Annotated in this window: 16 protein-coding genes and 1 pseudogene; 4 read left to right on the forward strand and 13 right to left on the reverse strand. The window is 65.4% G+C overall.

Annotated elements, in window-relative coordinates; translation table 11 throughout:
* Positions 1-109: 109 nt before the first annotated feature.
* On the forward strand, positions 110-1,222 hold the full coding sequence (locus I6F09_RS01895; RefSeq protein ID WP_225187471.1) for an ABC transporter substrate-binding protein: 1,113 nt from the start codon (positions 110-112) through the stop codon (positions 1,220-1,222).
* Entirely contained in the window at positions 1,222-3,291 is a 2,070-nt protein-coding gene (locus tag I6F09_RS01900; protein ID WP_225187348.1) for an EAL domain-containing protein, read from the forward strand. The genes I6F09_RS01895 and I6F09_RS01900 overlap by 1 nt, the downstream gene beginning before the upstream one ends.
* Before the next feature lie 12 nt (positions 3,292-3,303).
* Here I6F09_RS01900 and I6F09_RS01905 read toward each other — a convergent pair whose 3' ends face one another.
* The 10 genes and pseudogenes from I6F09_RS01905 to I6F09_RS01950 all read right to left on the reverse strand — a co-directional run bounded on the left by I6F09_RS01905 (position 3,304) and on the right by I6F09_RS01950 (position 10,544).
* Positions 3,304-4,029 (reverse strand): sulfite exporter TauE/SafE family protein, encoded by a 726-nt coding sequence (locus tag I6F09_RS01905; protein ID WP_109144015.1) that lies wholly within the window; start codon positions 4,027-4,029, stop codon positions 3,304-3,306.
* 57 nt (positions 4,030-4,086) lie between these two features.
* Complete coding sequence (locus I6F09_RS01910; protein ID WP_225112251.1) at positions 4,087-5,004, reverse strand: ribokinase; 918 nt, start codon at positions 5,002-5,004, stop codon at positions 4,087-4,089.
* A 12-nt stretch (positions 5,005-5,016) separates the two neighbouring features.
* Complete coding sequence (rpiB, locus tag I6F09_RS01915) at positions 5,017-5,463, reverse strand: ribose 5-phosphate isomerase B (protein ID WP_036022692.1); 447 nt, start codon at positions 5,461-5,463, stop codon at positions 5,017-5,019.
* Between the two features lie 72 nt (positions 5,464-5,535).
* Positions 5,536-6,330 carry a transporter substrate-binding domain-containing protein gene (locus tag I6F09_RS01920; RefSeq protein WP_036000770.1) on the reverse strand — a complete coding sequence of 265 codons (795 nt, stop codon included), beginning with the start codon at positions 6,328-6,330 and terminating at the stop codon, positions 5,536-5,538.
* 21 nt (positions 6,331-6,351) lie between these two features.
* Positions 6,352-7,110, reverse strand: coding sequence for an amino acid ABC transporter ATP-binding protein (locus tag I6F09_RS01925; protein ID WP_036000768.1), 759 nt, complete (start codon positions 7,108-7,110; stop codon positions 6,352-6,354).
* Between the two features lies 1 nt (position 7,111).
* On the reverse strand, positions 7,112-7,780 hold the full coding sequence (locus I6F09_RS01930) for an amino acid ABC transporter permease (protein ID WP_036034095.1): 669 nt from the start codon (positions 7,778-7,780) through the stop codon (positions 7,112-7,114).
* 7 nt (positions 7,781-7,787) lie between these two features.
* Positions 7,788-8,471, reverse strand: a complete 684-nt coding sequence (locus I6F09_RS01935; protein ID WP_225187349.1) for an amino acid ABC transporter permease — start codon at positions 8,469-8,471, stop codon at positions 7,788-7,790.
* Positions 8,472-8,481: 10 nt separating this feature from the next.
* Positions 8,482-9,384 (reverse strand): annotated as a pseudogene (locus I6F09_RS01940) (NAD(P)-dependent oxidoreductase); the annotation flags it as partial.
* 51 nt (positions 9,385-9,435) lie between these two features.
* Positions 9,436-10,176 (reverse strand): FadR/GntR family transcriptional regulator, encoded by a 741-nt coding sequence (locus I6F09_RS01945; RefSeq protein ID WP_036000760.1) that lies wholly within the window; start codon positions 10,174-10,176, stop codon positions 9,436-9,438.
* A 167-nt stretch (positions 10,177-10,343) separates the two neighbouring features.
* Complete coding sequence (locus tag I6F09_RS01950; protein WP_141697612.1) at positions 10,344-10,544, reverse strand: hypothetical protein; 201 nt, start codon at positions 10,542-10,544, stop codon at positions 10,344-10,346.
* Positions 10,545-10,682: 138 nt separating this feature from the next.
* Between I6F09_RS01950 and I6F09_RS01955 the strand changes: the two genes are divergently transcribed.
* Entirely contained in the window at positions 10,683-11,459 is a 777-nt protein-coding gene (locus tag I6F09_RS01955) for a potassium channel family protein (protein ID WP_036034060.1), read from the forward strand.
* A gap of 175 nt (positions 11,460-11,634) precedes the next feature.
* Here the strand turns inward: I6F09_RS01955 and I6F09_RS01960 are convergent, their stop codons facing one another.
* The gene (locus tag I6F09_RS01960) at positions 11,635-12,405 is read right to left on the reverse strand and encodes an exodeoxyribonuclease III (protein WP_225187351.1); all 771 of its coding nucleotides are present in this window, start codon (positions 12,403-12,405) and stop codon (positions 11,635-11,637) included.
* Between the two features lie 39 nt (positions 12,406-12,444).
* Between I6F09_RS01960 and I6F09_RS01965 the strand changes: the two genes are divergently transcribed.
* Complete coding sequence (locus I6F09_RS01965) at positions 12,445-12,660, forward strand: cysteine rich repeat-containing protein (protein WP_128262008.1); 216 nt, start codon at positions 12,445-12,447, stop codon at positions 12,658-12,660.
* An 11-nt stretch (positions 12,661-12,671) separates the two neighbouring features.
* Here the strand turns inward: I6F09_RS01965 and alr are convergent, their stop codons facing one another.
* Both alr and I6F09_RS01975 read right to left on the reverse strand, forming a co-directional pair.
* Complete coding sequence (gene alr / locus I6F09_RS01970; protein ID WP_225187472.1) at positions 12,672-13,949, reverse strand: alanine racemase; 1,278 nt, start codon at positions 13,947-13,949, stop codon at positions 12,672-12,674.
* Between the two features lie 54 nt (positions 13,950-14,003).
* Entirely contained in the window at positions 14,004-15,509 is a 1,506-nt protein-coding gene (locus tag I6F09_RS01975) for a replicative DNA helicase (RefSeq protein ID WP_036000744.1), read from the reverse strand.
* Between the last annotated feature and the right edge of the window lie 303 nt (positions 15,510-15,812).

Consider the following 15,812-nt stretch of genomic DNA (forward strand, 5'->3'; position numbering starts at 1 on the left):
GCTGTGCCCGGTGCGATTTTGCCAATTCTTAGCGGACGTGGGTCCAATCTCGGAACCAATGGGGGCGGCGAAATTGACGAGATTCCTGCAAATATTGCTCGCGGCGGGCATGGCCTGCGGCGTCTTCGGGTCCGTTGGCGGTAGCATCGCCAAGCCGCTCAACATCGTCTTCGTCAATCCCGGCAAGTCCGGCGAGGTCTATTGGGACATGGTCGCGCAGACCATGCAGGCCGCCGGCCGCAAGCTCGACGCGCATGTCGAGGTGCTGACCAGCGAGCGGAACCACCGCACCATGCAGGAGCTCGGCTTCGGCGTGGTGGCCCGTCCCGACAAGCCCGATTTCCTCATCCTGTCGAACGAGGAGTCCGCCGCCGTTCCCATCCTCGAGGCGGCCGAAGCCGCGGGCGTCAAGACGCTGCTGCTTTCGAACACGCTGATCGGCGAGGACGCGGTGCGCCTTGGACCGCCGAGGCAGAAGCTCAAGACCTGGCTCGGCGACATCACGACCGATCTTCAGACCGCGGGCGCGCGGATGGCCAATGCGCTGATCACCGCGGCGCGTGCCGAGAAATGGCAGAGCGCGGACGGCAAGATCCACATTCTCGGCATCGGTGGCGACGAGACCACGCCTGCCTCAATCGCCCGCAACGCCGGCCTCACGCTCGCGGTGGATGCTGCGTCCGACGTCGTGGTGGACCGCATGCTGTTCGCCAACTGGACGAAGTCCGAGGCCGAGCGGGTCACGGCAAACTACCTGAGCTGGGCCGCGCGCAAGCAGATCCGGCCCGCCGGGATCTGGGCCGGAAACGATCCGATGGCGCTCGGCGCGCTGCGCGCGACGATCGCCGCCGGCCTCGTGCCCGGCGAGAACATCCAGGTGGTCGGCCTCAACTGGTCGGAGGATGCGCTGCGCGAGATCAAGGCGGGCCGCATGCTCCTGACCGATGGCGGGCATTTCCTGCTCGGCGGCTGGTCCGTCATTCTCCTGCGCGATTATGCCGATGGCTGCGATTTTGCAGCCGTCTCGCCCCGCGTCGAGGTCAAGACGTCGGCGATCACGCGCGACAATCTCGCTTCGGTCGGCGACCTCATCAAGACCCGTGCGTTCGACCGGATCGACTTCGCGCGGTTCCGGGCGAGGGCCGGGCGCTGCGGCCAATATGACTTTTCCCTCGATGCGCTCATTTCGTCGCTGCCGGTCGCCGAAGGCGTTGCCGACTGATGCGCAAGGATGAGGCGATGACCGAGCCGGATCGCAACGAGCAGGCAGCGCCGCCGCGCTTGCGCTCGGTCGTCCACGCGATGATCTGGGCCACCGTGCCCGTTCTGCTGCTGGTGCAATTGCTCGCCTCCGCCGGCGTCGAGGCATCGAGCTTCTGGTCGCAGCTCAGGCAACTCGACGCCCGCATGGCCCGCGTCGCCGAGAGCCGGGCCGAGCTGATCGCCGAGCCGCTCTGGAAGATGCGCTACGACCAGGTCACGGGCGTGCTCAACGAGATCATGCACGACGAGACCATTGCGGCGGCGGCCGTCTATGACGATACCGGCGCTGCGATCGCCCGCGTGGTCGCGCGCCCCCAAGGCCAGTCGGTCGCCGAAGTCTCGCACCCGATCCACTACAGCAACGGCAATATGGCCGTTCAGGCCGGCCGCATCGCCATCGCGTATTCGCGTGCGACGCTGTACGCGGATGCGGGCAGCCGCCTGATGCTGCTGCTCGTCGTCGGGCTGCTCGCAACGTTCGCGACCCTGATCGCCATGCGCATCTCCGCCAACATCTTCATCGGCCGGCCGCTCGCGGCCATGATGTCGGCGATCCAGCGCAGCAAGCAGGACGGCCGGGCCTATCCGGCCGATGTCACGTCCTCGAACGAATTCGGGCAGCTCGCGCGCGCTTTCAACGCCATGCAGCACACGACGTCGGGCGCGCTGGACCGGCTCGGGCACATGGCGACGCACGATCCGCTCACCGGGCTGCCGAACCGGCGCTCCCTGACCGAGCGCCTCGCCGTGACGAGCCAGAATGGAGGCGCGCCGGATACGCTGGTCGCGTTCTGCTTCATCGATCTCGACGACTTCAAGGGCATCAACGACACCTTCGGTCACGAGGCCGGCGATGCGTTCCTGGTCCAGATTTCGCAGCGCCTTCGTCGCGCGGTCGAAGCCGAGGACTGGGTCGCCCGGCTCGGCGGCGACGAGTTCGTCGTCATTCGCCCCGAGGTGAGCGACGAGCAGGCCGCGCACGCATTCGCTCAACGCGTGCTCGATGCCATTTCCGAGCCGATCCGCCTCCATGACAAGCAGGTGGTGCCGCGCGCCAGCATCGGTCTTGCCGTGCGCCACGCCGACGATCCGGAACTGTCGCATCTGCCGACGCTCGCCGACATCGCGCTCTATCACGCCAAGAGCAAGGCGCCCGGCACGGTCGCCGTGCTGGACGAAGCGCTTCAGCGCGACTATCGCCGCCGCAGGGATCTCGAGCTCGCCATTCCCACCGGCTTCGCCGAGGGCCAGTTCGAGGTCTGGTACCAGAGCCAGGTCGATCTCGACAGCCATGAGGTCGTCGGTCTGGAAGCGCTGATCCGCTGGCGCCATCCCGAGCACGGCGTGATCGGCCCCGGCGAATTCCTGCCGCTGATCGAGCGCAGCGGGAACAATGCGCGGCTGACCCGCTACGTGCTGACCGATGCCTGCCGGGCCTTGCAGCAATTGGCCGCTGCGGGCAGGCCGCAGCTGCGGATCGCGATCAATCTGCCGCCGTCCGAGCTTGCCGACCACTCGCTCGCCGCCGAGCTGCGCGCGACCTGTGCGCGCTTCGGTGTCGCGGCATCGATGCTCGAGCTCGAGATCACGGAAGGGTCGCTGATCAACAACATCGCCAGCGCCTCCGAAACGCTGCATCGCCTGCGGCGCCTGGGAGCCACGATCGCGCTCGACGATTTCGGCACGGGCTACTCTTCGCTCGCCCATCTGCGCCGGTTTCCGCTCGACAAGGTGAAGATCGACAAGGCGTTCATCAGCGAGATCCCCGACAGCGCCGAGGACAAGGCCATTGTCGGCGTCATCGCCTCGCTCGCCGCCACGCTGGGACTGACATTGGTCGCCGAAGGCATCGAGCGCGCCGAGCAGGCGGAGGCCATGCGCGAGATCGGCGTGCGGCTCGGGCAGGGGTTCCTCTATCAGCGGCCGCAGCCACTCGAGGCCGTGCTGCAATGGCTCGACGGGCAGCCGGCCGTGGCGAGCCGCGTCGTCTCTGACGGCCCATCGATCACCCCCGAATTCGCCGTCTGAGTAGCGGCTGGGTCACGGCTGCGTTGCGGTCCAGAGCATCGAGAGCCCCGCCGCGATCATGATCGCGTCCATCAGCAGGCGGAAGGTTTCCGGCCTCAGATGCAGCACGAAGCGTTTGGCGATGAAGGCGCCCGACATCAGTGAGGCGCCCGCGATCAGACCCTTGATGAAGACCTCCCCGGTCAGGGCGCCGAAACGCTCGAAAGTCACCGACTTCGCGAAATAGAGCCCGAGCGAGGAGGCCGCTTCGGTGGCGAGGAACGCGCCCTTGGACAGGCCATAGAACAGGAACAACGGCACGCTGAGCGGCCCGGTCGAGACCACGATGCCAGTGAGATAGCCGATCAGCGCGCCCCCGATGGCGAGATGCCAGAGATTGGCCTTGAGCTCGTGCCGCGCCAGAAAGTGCCGCACCGGCACCATCGCGATCAGGAAGAGGCCGATGGTGAGATCGACGGCATGCGAGGGCAGTGCCAGCAGCGTCCGCGCGCCGAGCGCCGCCGCCGGGATGCCCGTGACCGAATAGGCCGCGCAGGCCCGCCAATCGACCTCGCGCCACCAGGCCAGGATCCGCGAAAAATTCGCCATGACGGAGGCCACCGCCATGATCGGCACGGCCTCCTTCGGCCCATAGGCATAGACCAGCACCGGCATCAGCATGATCGACGAGCCGGTGCCGACGATGCCGGAGATGGTGCCGGCGACGAGGCCGACGGCGAGGACGAAGAGAAAGGCCAAAACAGCCTCCAGGAATCGGGAGAGTTTAGCCGCGGGCAGCGATGCGGGCGATCAGTCCTACGCGAGGGAGCCCATCGCGCTGCGCATGGGCATGCCGGTCTGGGCGCCGGCCTTGAGGCATTTCAAAGCCGCCGCTTCGCAACTCACTTCGAGCGCGCGTTGCAGCGACACGCCTTCGCTGATCATCGCCGCAAAGGCGCCGACGAAGGTGTCGCCGGCGCCGGTCGTGTCCACCGGCGTGATGCGCTGGGCGGGCGCCCGCAGGCGGGTGCCTTCCGCCGTCACGGCGAGCGCGCCTTGTGCGCCGGCGGTGACAATGCAGGTGAGGTTGCCGGACTTCGCGAGTCCGGCGCTTGCGGCTTCGTAGTCGGCGGACGCCAGGCCGATGGCGGTGGCGGCGTCGCGCGCCTCGTGCTCGTTGACGAGGAGATAGTCGGTGACGGCGAGAAGCTCGGTGACCATCTCACGCGTCATCTGCTCCGGAACGGGTGCAAGGTTCCAGATGACGGTGCCGGAGGCCGCGGCGGTTCTTCGGGCAGCTTCCAGCGCGTGCGCAAAGGGCACCTCCATCTGAAGCACTAGCACGGTGTCCAAATTGAACAGCTCGCTCGCAAGATCGCCGGCACGCGCCGTCATGTTGGCGCCGCTCGCCACCGTGATTGCGTTCTCGCCGGCCTGATCGACGGTGATGAAAGCGCAGCCGGTCGGCTCGTCGGCTCTGATGACGCGGTCGGCGTCGACGCCGTTGGCTCTGAGGTTCTCGATCGCGCTGTCGCCAAATCCGTCCCGGCCGACGCGGCCAGCCATGCTCACGCGTCCAGGCCCGGCGATCCGCGCGGCGGCAACGGCCTGATTGGCACCCTTGCCGCCGAAATGCGTCCGGTAGGACGGCGCCAGCACCGTTCGGCCGGGACCTGGAATCACCGGGACCTGCGCGACCAGATCGATGTTTAGCGATCCGAACACCAGGATCATGGCGGAGAGCCCTCAGCCTTCCTCGTCCATGACGCGCAGCTTCTCGACGCGGCGGCGGAAATCCTCGTCGGTGGAGAATTCGGCGGACAGGTACGACGACACGAGATCGACAGCGAGCCAGGCGCCGACGATCTGCGCGCCGATGCACATGACGTTGACGTCGTCATGCTCGACGCTCTGATGCGCGGAGTGGACGTCGTGGCAGACCGCGGCGCGGATGCCCTTCATCTTGTTGGCGGCGATCGAGGCGCCAACGCCGGTGCCGCACACCATGATGCCGCGCGCGGCTTCGCCCGACGTCACCTTCGCCGCCACGGCGCGGGCGATGTCGGGGAAATCCACCGGCTTGTCGTCATAGGAGCCGACGTCGATGACCTCGTGGCCGAGCTTGCGGATGTGGTCGATGACGGTCTGTTTGAGCGGCCAGCCGGCGTGGTCGGATCCGATGACGAGACGCATTCTTTGTCCTTCTTGATCTTTGCATTGACCGTGACAGCCGCGCGCGGCTGTCACGATGTCTTTCCCCGCCGTTCAGCTGCGCATGTCCGCCGGCAGATCGACGCCATGGAATTTCTTGTAGATGGCGTTGAGCTTGCCGTTCTTGACGTTGTCGGTGATCCAGGCGTTGAGCTTGTCCATCAGCGGCTGCTCACCCTTCTTCAGGCCGATCGCGAGGTCGAAGGTCGCCAGCGGAATCCGGGACTCGAACACGCGCGAGGGATTCTTCACGCCGATCTGGTTGATGATTGTCGCGGACGAGCCGACGCAGTCGACCTGGCCCGACACCGCCGCCGTCACCATGGTGGCATCGTCGTCATAGCGCGCGATTTTGAGGTCCTTGTCCTTCATGTTGGACAAGGTTGTGTCCTGCGTGGTGCCGCGCGAGACGCCGATCGACTTGTCCTTCAGGTCCGGCCAGTCCTTCACGGTCGACGATTTCAGGCAGCCGACGTCGGATTGCAGCGTCGCATAGCGCTTGGTGAAGTCGATCACCTTGGCACGCTCGGCCGTCACCGACAGGGTCGAGATGATGATGTCGGCCTTGCCGGTCAGGACGTTCGGGATGCGGGTCGCACCGGTGGTCTGGATGAATTCCAGCTCGAGGCCCCAATCCTTGGCGAGCATCTGCGCCACTTCGACATCGGAGCCCGTCGGCTTCATCGTGGAATCCATCATGCCCGAGGGCGGGATGGCGAGGTCGGTCGATATGCGGATCTTCTTCGCCTTCATGATGTCGTCGAGCAGATCGGCCGACGCGGGCGTTGCCGCCATCATGATGAGGCCGCACAACGCGGCGGCAGTCCCCAGCACCATTCTGTTGGTCATCCCTTGGTTCTCCTCTCCCTGTTATGATTTTAGGTTCCCCGTCCCCACGAATTGCGTGAGTTCGGGCGTGGTCGGCGACGTCAGGATCGAGGCAGGTCCGGTCTCGTGGACCTTGCCTCGATGCATGAACACGATCCGGTCGGCGATGCCCTTGGCGAAGCCCATTTCGTGGGTAACCATCACCATGGTCATGCCGTCAGCCGCGAGCTGTTCGATCACCTTCAGCACTTCGCCGGTGAGTTCGGGATCGAGCGCGGAGGTGACCTCGTCGAACAGCATCACCTTCGGCTGCATGGCGAGCGAGCGGGCGATTGCGGCGCGCTGCTGCTGGCCGCCCGAGAGCTGCTCGGGATAGGCGTGCAGCTTTTCATCCAGCCCGACCTGCGCCAGAACTTTTCGTGCGAGATCCTTGGCCTGCGACGTCGCCATGCCCTTCACCGCGCAGGGCGCGAGCGTGATGTTCTGCTCGATGGTGAGGTGCGGAAACAGATTGTAGCTCTGGAACACGATGCCGACGTCCTGGCGTAGCGCACGCAAGTTCACGTCGGGACGGTCGACGCGATGCCCGCAGACCACGATCTGGCCGCCGTCGACCTTCTCGAAGCGGTCGATGCAGCGCAGCGCCGTGCTCTTGCCGGAGCCGGAGCGGCCGATCAGGGCGAGCACCTCGCCACGTGCAACGGCAAAGGAGACGCCGTCGAGCACGCGGAGCGCGCCAAAGCTCTTCTGCACGTTGTGGAGCGACACGATCGGTTCGGAGGAGGGGGCGTTTTGCTGCATGTCAGGCTGGCGCGAGGTTGGACCTGCCACGTCCCATCCGCCGTTCCAGCCTCTGGCTGAACAGCGACAGGGGATAGCACATGGCGAAGTAGGTGACGGCGATGATGGCGTAGATGGCGAACGGTTCGAACAGCGAGTTGTTGACGATCTGGCCTGAGCGCATCAGCTCGACGAAGCCGACCACGGACGCGAGCGAGGTGTTCTTGATGATCTGCACCATGAAGCCGACAGTCGGCGGCGTCGCGATGCGGATCGCCTGCGGCAGGATCACCTTGACCATGCGCTGGGTGCGGCTCAGCGCCAGGCCTTCGGCGGCCTCCCATTGCGGCTTCGGCACAGACTGGATGCACCCGCGCCAGATCTCGCCGAGATAGGCGGCGACGTAGAGCGTCAGCGAGGCACCGGCCGCGACCAGCGGCGAGACCTTCAGGCCGATCGCGGCAAGACCGAAATAGCCGAGGAACAGGATGACGAGCAGCGGCGTGCCCTGGATCAACTGGACATAGATCGCACTGGCGAGCCGCACCGATTTCAGCGGCGAGATGCGTGCCAGTGCGATCACGAAGCCGACGATGCCGCCGCCGATCAGCGCGATCAGCGACAGACCAATGGTCCACAGCGCGCCCTGGCCGAGGAACATCAGGTGATTGATGTTGAGATGTCCGCCCATGGTCATCTCACAACGGCGTGCCGAGCCGGCGCCGGCGCGGAAACAGGAGGAGGCCGAGGCCCCAGAAGCCGGCACGCATCACCAGCGACAGGATGACGTAGAGCACGGCGACGATGATGTAGGTCTCGAACGCGCGATAGGTGTCCGACTGGATGTAGTTGGCGATCGCGGTGAGCTCCTCGGCCGAGATCTGCGAGCAGACCGAGGAGGCCAGCATCAGGAGCACGAACTGGCTCGTGAGCGCAGGATAGACCTTCTCGACCGCCGGCAGCAGGATGATGTGCCAGTAGATCTGGAAGCGCGACAGCGCGAGGCCCTCGGCGGCTTCGATCTGCCCGCGCGGGATCGCCTCGAAGCCGGCGCGCATGATCTCGGCGGTATAGGCGCCGACATTGATGGTCAGCGCGGCAACGGCCACGGTAAAGGCGGAGTATTTCAGGCCGAGGCTGGCGAGGCCGAAGTAAACCAGGAAGATCTGCACCAGCAGCGGCGTGTTGCGAATGGTCTCGACGTAAACCTTGCAGGCGCCCGCGATCAGCGCGTTGTGCGTGCCGCGTCCGACCGCCGCCAGCGTGCCGAGCAGGGCGCCGAGCACGGTCGCGAAGAAAGCCAACTCCAGCGTGAGCACCGCGCCGGCGAGGAAACTCGGCCAACGCTCCAGCACTGCGGGAAAGTCGAGTTGGAGGCTCATCGTTCCAGGGTCAGCCGGTGGTCTGGTTGGTCATGCGGTCATAGACGCGGAACAGCGCTTGGTTGCCGTTGCTGCCTTCGCCATGGGCGCGCGCGTCGACATATTGGCTGGTGACGAGCGCGGTGCCAGGCAGGGGCACGTTCAGGGCCTGTGCGTGCTCCTGCACCAGGCGAAGGTCTTTGAGCTGCAGATCGATCCGGAAACCCGCGGAAACGTCGCCGGCGATCATCGCGGGGCCGAGCTTGTCCAGCATCCAGGAAGCGGCGGAGCCGCCGAGCAGCACCCGGCGGAGCAGGTTGAGATCGAGGCCCGAAGCGCGGCCGAGCGCGAGCGCCTCGCAGATCGCCTGGATGTTGATGCCGCAGATCAGCTGATTGCAGAGCTTGACGGTCTGGCCGGCGCCGGATGCGCCGACATGGGTGATGGTCGTGCCCATCGCGCGGAAGAACGGCTCGGCCTTGGCGAACGTGTCCGCATCGCCGCCGGCCATGATCGAGAGCGCGGCGCTCCTGGCGCCCACCGGCCCGCCGGAGACCGGCGCGTCGATGAAGCCGACGCCTGTCTTCTGCAGGTCCGAATGGATGCGGCGGACGGCGACCGGCGAGATCGTGCTCATGTCGACGATCAGCTTGCCCGGCGGCGGGGAATTCAGCAGGCCCTGCTCGCCGTAGATCGTCGCCTCGACGTGCGGCGTGTCGGGCAGCATGGTGATGACGATATCGGTGCCTTGCGCGGCATCGGCAGGGCTTTTGGCACGCGTCGCGCCTTCCTTGACGCTGTCGGCCAGCGCGGCTTCGTTCAGATCGAAGACGCGGACCGCGTGGCCCGCCGCCTGCAGGTTGCGCACCATCTCCCGCCCCATCGTGCCGATGCCGATGAAGCCGACCTTGCCCTTGTCGTTCCGTCCCATGTCGTCAGTCCGTTTCTTGTTTAATTGGCGTCTTGATTGAAGGGCTGTGCGCGATCAGCCCGAGGCACTGGTCTTGTCGATGTCGCCGACGACGGCGCGTCTGCGGTATTCGTCGCCGATGGCGAAATGCTTGCGCAGCGTCGCATCCGCGCGCTCGGGATCGCGCGCAATGAGGGCTTCGAAGATGCGGCGGTGATCGTCGACAAGGTAGGTCTTCATCGACGGGAAGGCCTGCACCAGCTCGCGGCGGCTGCGATGCGAATGTGTCAACAGGCCCGCCATGGAGGCGTGCAGCACGCTCAGCGTCTCCGAATGTGAGGCGACGACGATCGCGCGGTGGAAGTCGAAATCCGCCATGCCGCCGGCATCGGCTTCGTCGATGGTCTCGCCGATCTTCGTCAGCGCGCGCTGCAGCCGTTCGAAATCGGCGATGTTGGCGCGCTCGCAGGCGAGCCGGATCGCCTGGCATTCGATCGCGACGCGCGCCTGCATGACGTCCTCGAGCATGTCGGCCTGCTGGGCGAGGGCGAAGGTGAAGAAGTCGTTCAGCACCGAGACATCTGGCCGCGTCACGACGGTGCCGATGCGGTCGCGGATCTCGACGATCCCGAGGACGGTGAGGGCGCGCAGCGCCTCGCGGACGATTGGCCGGCTGACGCCGAGCAGGGTGGCGAGCTCGCGCTCCGAAATCAGGCGGTCGCCCGGCCTGAGCGAGCCGGTAAGCAGGCGCTCGCGCAGGAAGGCAAACACCTTCTCGAACCCCTTTTCGCCGTCGGCGGCTCGCTTGAACTCCATCCCCGTCTCTTGGTCTGATCGTGGTCAGACCAGTATGCTTACCAGGCCGCGGAGGTCAAGAGGCTTCCCTCCGAGTGATCAGCGGGGCGAACTCGATCGCGGGGCACCGCAATGATGAGGCTTCATGGCGCCGCCGCCGGCTCGGTTTGCATCTTTCGTCTGACGGCTCAGCCTTGAACGTTCCGACCGGCTCTCCTCGCGTGCTCCTGATGTTCGACGGACGCAAGGAGCTCCAGTTGGCTCGCCAGAGCGAGATAGGCGTTGGAAACGCTCAGAAGCACATTGGCGAGGCGCTTCGCCGATGTGGCATCATTCGCGCGCGCTCGATATTGCTCCGCAAGCTTGCGACAATCGTCGGGTTTGAGCATTCAGCCCCCAAAGAGAGCTGAACACCGCGTCGCGGTCCGGGTTCCTAATCGCGAGGCCCACTCTAGGTATACAGACGTCGTCGGTTGCGGCACACGCTCCGAGTTGCCAACATCCGTGCAAACCGCGATCATGGTGCAGTGACCCTCACGTCTCTCAAAAGCAACGTCCGACTCCTTTACGAGGGCGCAACGCCGGACGGCGTGCGCTTCCGTTATGCGCTGCTCATCTTCGATATCGTGACGGTGCTGTTCATTATTGCGACCTCGTTCCTGCCGCCCAGTGACATCGTCGAGACGCTCGACGTCCTGTTCGGCGTTATTCTGCTGGCCGACTTCTCCGCCCGGCTCCTGGTCGATCGGCATCCGTTTCAAAAATTCACCCAGCTCGCGACGTGGGCAGACATGGTTGCGATCGTATCCTTCCTGGCGCCGCTTGCCGGCGAGGCGGGCGGCTTTCTCCGGATTCTGCGGACGTTGGGCCTGCTTCGCGACTACCAGATGCTCGTGAGGCTGCGCCTCGATTCCCCGTTCTTTCGTCGCAACGAAGAGGTCATCTTCGCCGTCACGAACCTCGCCGTTTTCATCTTCGTGATGACCGGGATCGTTTACGAGACCCAGAAGTTTCGCAACGACGAGATCCGGAACTATGCCGATGCCCTGTATTTCACCGTCACGGCGCTGACGACGACCGGCTTCGGCGACATCACGCTGGCGGGTACGTTCGGTCGTCTGATCACCGTCGTGATCATGATTTTCGGCGTGACGCTGTTCTTCAATCTCGCCCGCGCGCTCCTCAGTCCCCATAAGGTGCGGTTTCCATGCCCGACGTGCGGGCTCCAGAGGCACGATGCCGACGCGGTGCATTGCAAGGCTTGCGGCACCGTCCTCAACATTCCCGATGAAGGGGCGATCTGAAGAGCCCTCGGCGCCACGTGGACGCCTTCGATGGTGACATCATGCCAGTGTTTTGCCCGACGGATCAACTTTGATTTCGGTTTACCCGTAAGTCATTGAGCGGACTGGGGCCAGCTACTGTGCATGGGGTTGTTTTCAGGTTTTATCGGGCGGCCCGCTGCTGACTGCGTTTGGGTCATCGCAATACCACCCACGCCGGCGCGTGATCGCTGGCGCCGTCCTCGCCGCGGATCTTCTTGTCGACGCCGGCTTTGGCGAGGCGCGGGGCGAGGGCAGGGCTGAGCAGGAGATGGTCGAGCCGCAGGCCCGCATCGCGCGGCCAGCGGTTCCGCTTGTAGTCCCAGAACGTGTAGATGCGCTCGTCCGGATGCAGCTCGCGGATCGCGTCGCACCAGCCTTGCTCGACCAGCGCGGCAAAGGCTGCGCGGCTCTTCGGCTGGATCAGCGCATCCTTGTCCCATGAGCGCGTCGGATAGATGTCGATCTCGGTGGGCGCAACATTGTAGTCGCCGGCGAGCACCACCGGCAGGTCCTGCTTGATGAAGGTGTTGGCGTGGCGCCGCAGCCGCGCGAACCAGTCGAGCTTGTAGTCGAATTTCGGTCCCGGCTGCGGATTGCCGTTGGGCAGATAAATGCTGGTGACGATGACGCCACGCACGGCGGCCTCGATGTAGCGCGCTTCGAGATCGGCAGGCTTTCCCGGCAAACGGTCGCGCGTCAGCACGGGCTCGGCATTGCGGGCGAGGATGGCGACGCCGTTCCAGGTCTTTTGTCCACGCCACACCGCGCCATAGCCGGTCCTTTCGATGGCGGCCGCCGGAAATTCGCCATCACTTGCCTTCAACTCCTGGAGCGCGACGACATCGGGCCTCGCCATTCGCAGCCATGCCAACAGATTGGGCAGGCGGCGGTTGATGTTGTTGATGTTGAATGTCGCGATCTTCATCTAGAGCTACCGGCTCTGCCTTTCGTCCCCGGAGATACAATGTCCAAGTTGAGCTTTGCCGCTACCGCCTTCATCGTCGCGTTCTCCGGGGCCACGGCACAGTCAGCCGAAACGCGCGGCGCATGCAAGGCGGACTACGACAAATTCTGCGCCGGCATCGCGCCGGGCAGCGGCATCGTCGCCTGTCTCAACGCCAAGCGCGACCAGCTCAGCGCCACCTGCAAGACGGCGCTAGACAGCAGAAAGAAGAAGTAGGTGCGGGTGGTTTAACTTGGCAGCGGCGGCAACGCCGACGGCTGTTCGATCGACGGTGGGGAAGGCGGCTGCCCGGCGTTCGAGGCGGGCTCCGGCTTCGTCAGCGGCTCCTCGACATTGCCACCCTTGTAGACGCGGGCATAGCGGCGGCCGAGGCTGGTCAGCACCTCATAGCCGATCGTGCCGAAATGGTGCGCGAGCTCGTCGACGGTGATGCCTTCGCCGAGCAGCGTCACCATGTGGCCGCGCCGCACCGCGTTCGGCGGCAGATCGGTGATGTCGATCGCGATCAGGTCCATGGAGATGCGGCCCGCGACAGGGCAGCGCTTGCCGGCCACGATGACATCGGCGCCGCGGGTGCCGTCATTGGAGCTGGCGGCGCGGAAATAGCCGTCGGCATAGCCGACTGCGATGATCGCCAGTTTCGTCGGCCGCCGCGCGGTCCAGGTGCCGCCATAGCCGACGGTCTCGCCGCGATCGATGGTGCGGATCTGCACGATGCGCGCCTTGAGGTCGACCACCTGCTGCATGGGATTGTCGGCCTCCGGCGTCGGGTTGACGCCGTAGAGCGCAGCTCCCGGGCGCACCAGGTCGAACTGGAAGGGCGCGCCGAGGAAGATGCCGGAGGAGTTGGCGAGCGCCGCCGGCACGCCTGTGAACTCACTGGCGATGCTGCGGAAGGTCGCGAGCTGTCTGGCATTGATCGGGCTGTTGAGCTGCTCGGCCGAGACCAGATGGCTCATCACCAGCGTGATGCCGTGATCGCCGGCGTTGATGCGGGGGATGATGGCCTGCGCCTCCGACAGCGTCAGCCCGAGCCGGTTCATGCCGGTGTCGATGTGAACAGCGGCGCCCCCGTTCCAGCCGGTGCGGCGGCAGAACACGTCCCATTCGGCGAGCTCGTTGAGATCGCCGATCACCGGACGGCAATTGATCTTGGCGTAGTGCTCGCCGGTGTTCTGGAAATAGCCGCCGAGCACGTAGATCGTGGGCTCCGGAACGGCGGCGCGCACCTTGCGCGCTTCCTCGATGGTGGCGACGAAGAAGGTCTTGCAACCGGCCTTGCTCAGGGCGCGCGACACCTGCTCGGCGCCGCAGCCATAGGCGTCGGCCTTGATCACCGCCGAACATTCGGCCGGCACCGCGGTCTTCTCGAGCTTGCGCCAATTGGCGATGATCGCATCGAGATCGACCGTCAGCACGCCGCCGAAGGCGGCGAGCGCGGCAGCCTGGTTGGCCTCCGGGGAGAGTGGGCCGGATTGCGGGATTGATTTCGGGGCGGACGCCATTGTCATGGCGTCGTTTTACGCAAGAGACCGGCCCCGTTCAACCCGGGGAACAATCTAGTAGTCGCTGCGGTCCGGCAGCTGGCCGTCATGCGCGAGGTCGCCGAAGCGCGTGACCGAGGCATCGAAGTGCAGCTCGACGGTGCCGGTCGGACCGTGGCGCTGCTTGCCGATGATGACTTCGGCGCGCCCCACGGTACGTTCCATGTCGGCCTGCCATTTGGCATGCTCTTCGGTGCCGGGGCGCGGCTCCTTCATGGCGAGGTAATATTCCTCGCGGAACACGAACAGCACGACGTCGGCGTCCTGCTCGATCGAGCCGGATTCACGCAAGTCCGACAGCTGCGGCCGCTTGTCGTCGCGCGATTCCACCTGACGCGAGAGCTGCGACAGCGCGATCACGGGAACGTTGAGCTCCTTGGCCAGCGCCTTCAGGCTGGTCGTGATCTCCGTGATTTCCTGCACGCGACTGTCGCTGGCGCGCTTGCCCGAGCCCGAGAGCAGCTGGATGTAGTCGATCACCAGGAGATCGAGGCCCTTCTGGCGCTTGAGTCGGCGCGCGCGCGCCATCAGCTGCGCGATGGAGAGGCCGCCGGTGGCGTCGACGTAGAACGGCAGCGACTGCAGCTCGATCGAGACCTGCCGGATCTTCTCGAAATCGGCTTCCGTGATGCCGCCGCGGCGGATGTGGGAGGAGGGAATGCCGGTGCGCTCGGCCACGATACGCGTGGCGAGCTGGTCGGCCGACATTTCGCAGGAGAAGAAGCCGATCACGCCGCCATTGGCGGCCTTCATGGTGCCGTCGGCCTGAAGCTCCGGCACGTAGGCCTGCGCGACGTTGTAGGCGATGTTGGTCGCCAGCGACGTCTTGCCCATGCCGGGGCGTCCCGCGACGATGATGAGGTCGGAATGCTGCAGGCCGCCCATCTTGGTGTCGAGGTCGCGCAGGCCCGTCGAAATGCCCGACAGCTTGCCGTCGCGCTGGAATGCCTTGGCCGCGAGATCGACCGCGACGGTGAGGGCCTGCGAGAATTTCTGGAAGCCTCCGTCATAACGGCCGGACTCGGCGAGCTCGTACAGCTTTCGCTCGGCATCCTCGATCTGCGCCCGCGGTTGGAAGTCGACCGGGGCGTCATAGGCCACGTTGACCATGTCCTCGCCAATGCCGATCAGGTCGCGCCGCAGCGACAGGTCGTAGATGGTGCGGCCATAGTCCTGGGCGTTGATGATGGTGGTGGCTTCGGCCGCAAGCCGCGCCAGGTATTGTCCGATGGTCATGCCGCCGACATCGGTATCGGCCGGCAGGAACGTCTTCAGCGTGACCGGGGTGGCGATCTTGCCCATCCGGATCAGGCTGCCCGCGGTCTCGAAGATGGTCTGGTGCAGCGGCTCGAAGAAGTGCTTCGCCTCCAGGAAGTCGGAGACGCGGTAGAAGGCGTCGTTGTTGACCAGGATTGCGCCCAGAAGGCTCTGTTCCGCCTCGATATTGTGCGGTGCGCTCCGATAGGCGGGAGTTCCGGCATCGGGCGCGAGTTTGAGAACGTTCGAATCAGTCAGTGCCATGGTCGGACGTGCTTAGCAATTTTCTTGGGCGGATGCGGGGCCGGGATAAAGCGCCGCCGCAGGTCAAAGCGGAAGCAAAAGCTGACCGCTATCAACCGCTCAGTTAAAATGGTGGATGATTAGCAGTCGCAGCACGCGCCGCGCTTGACTGGATTTTGGCGGAGCTCGCTCGGCGCAGAGGGCTGTGATCGCGCCGCGGAAAAATCCTGAAACCCGTGAACCCTGGGGGCTGACGCGCAGACCTACCGAGAGGCGCGCAAAATGACGCACGCTGACCGATTCGGCTCGGCTTCAGACCAGCAG

Source organism: Bradyrhizobium sp. IC3195 (assembly GCF_020193585.1).
GTDB classification, from domain to species: Bacteria; Pseudomonadota; Alphaproteobacteria; order Rhizobiales; family Xanthobacteraceae; genus Bradyrhizobium; species Bradyrhizobium yuanmingense.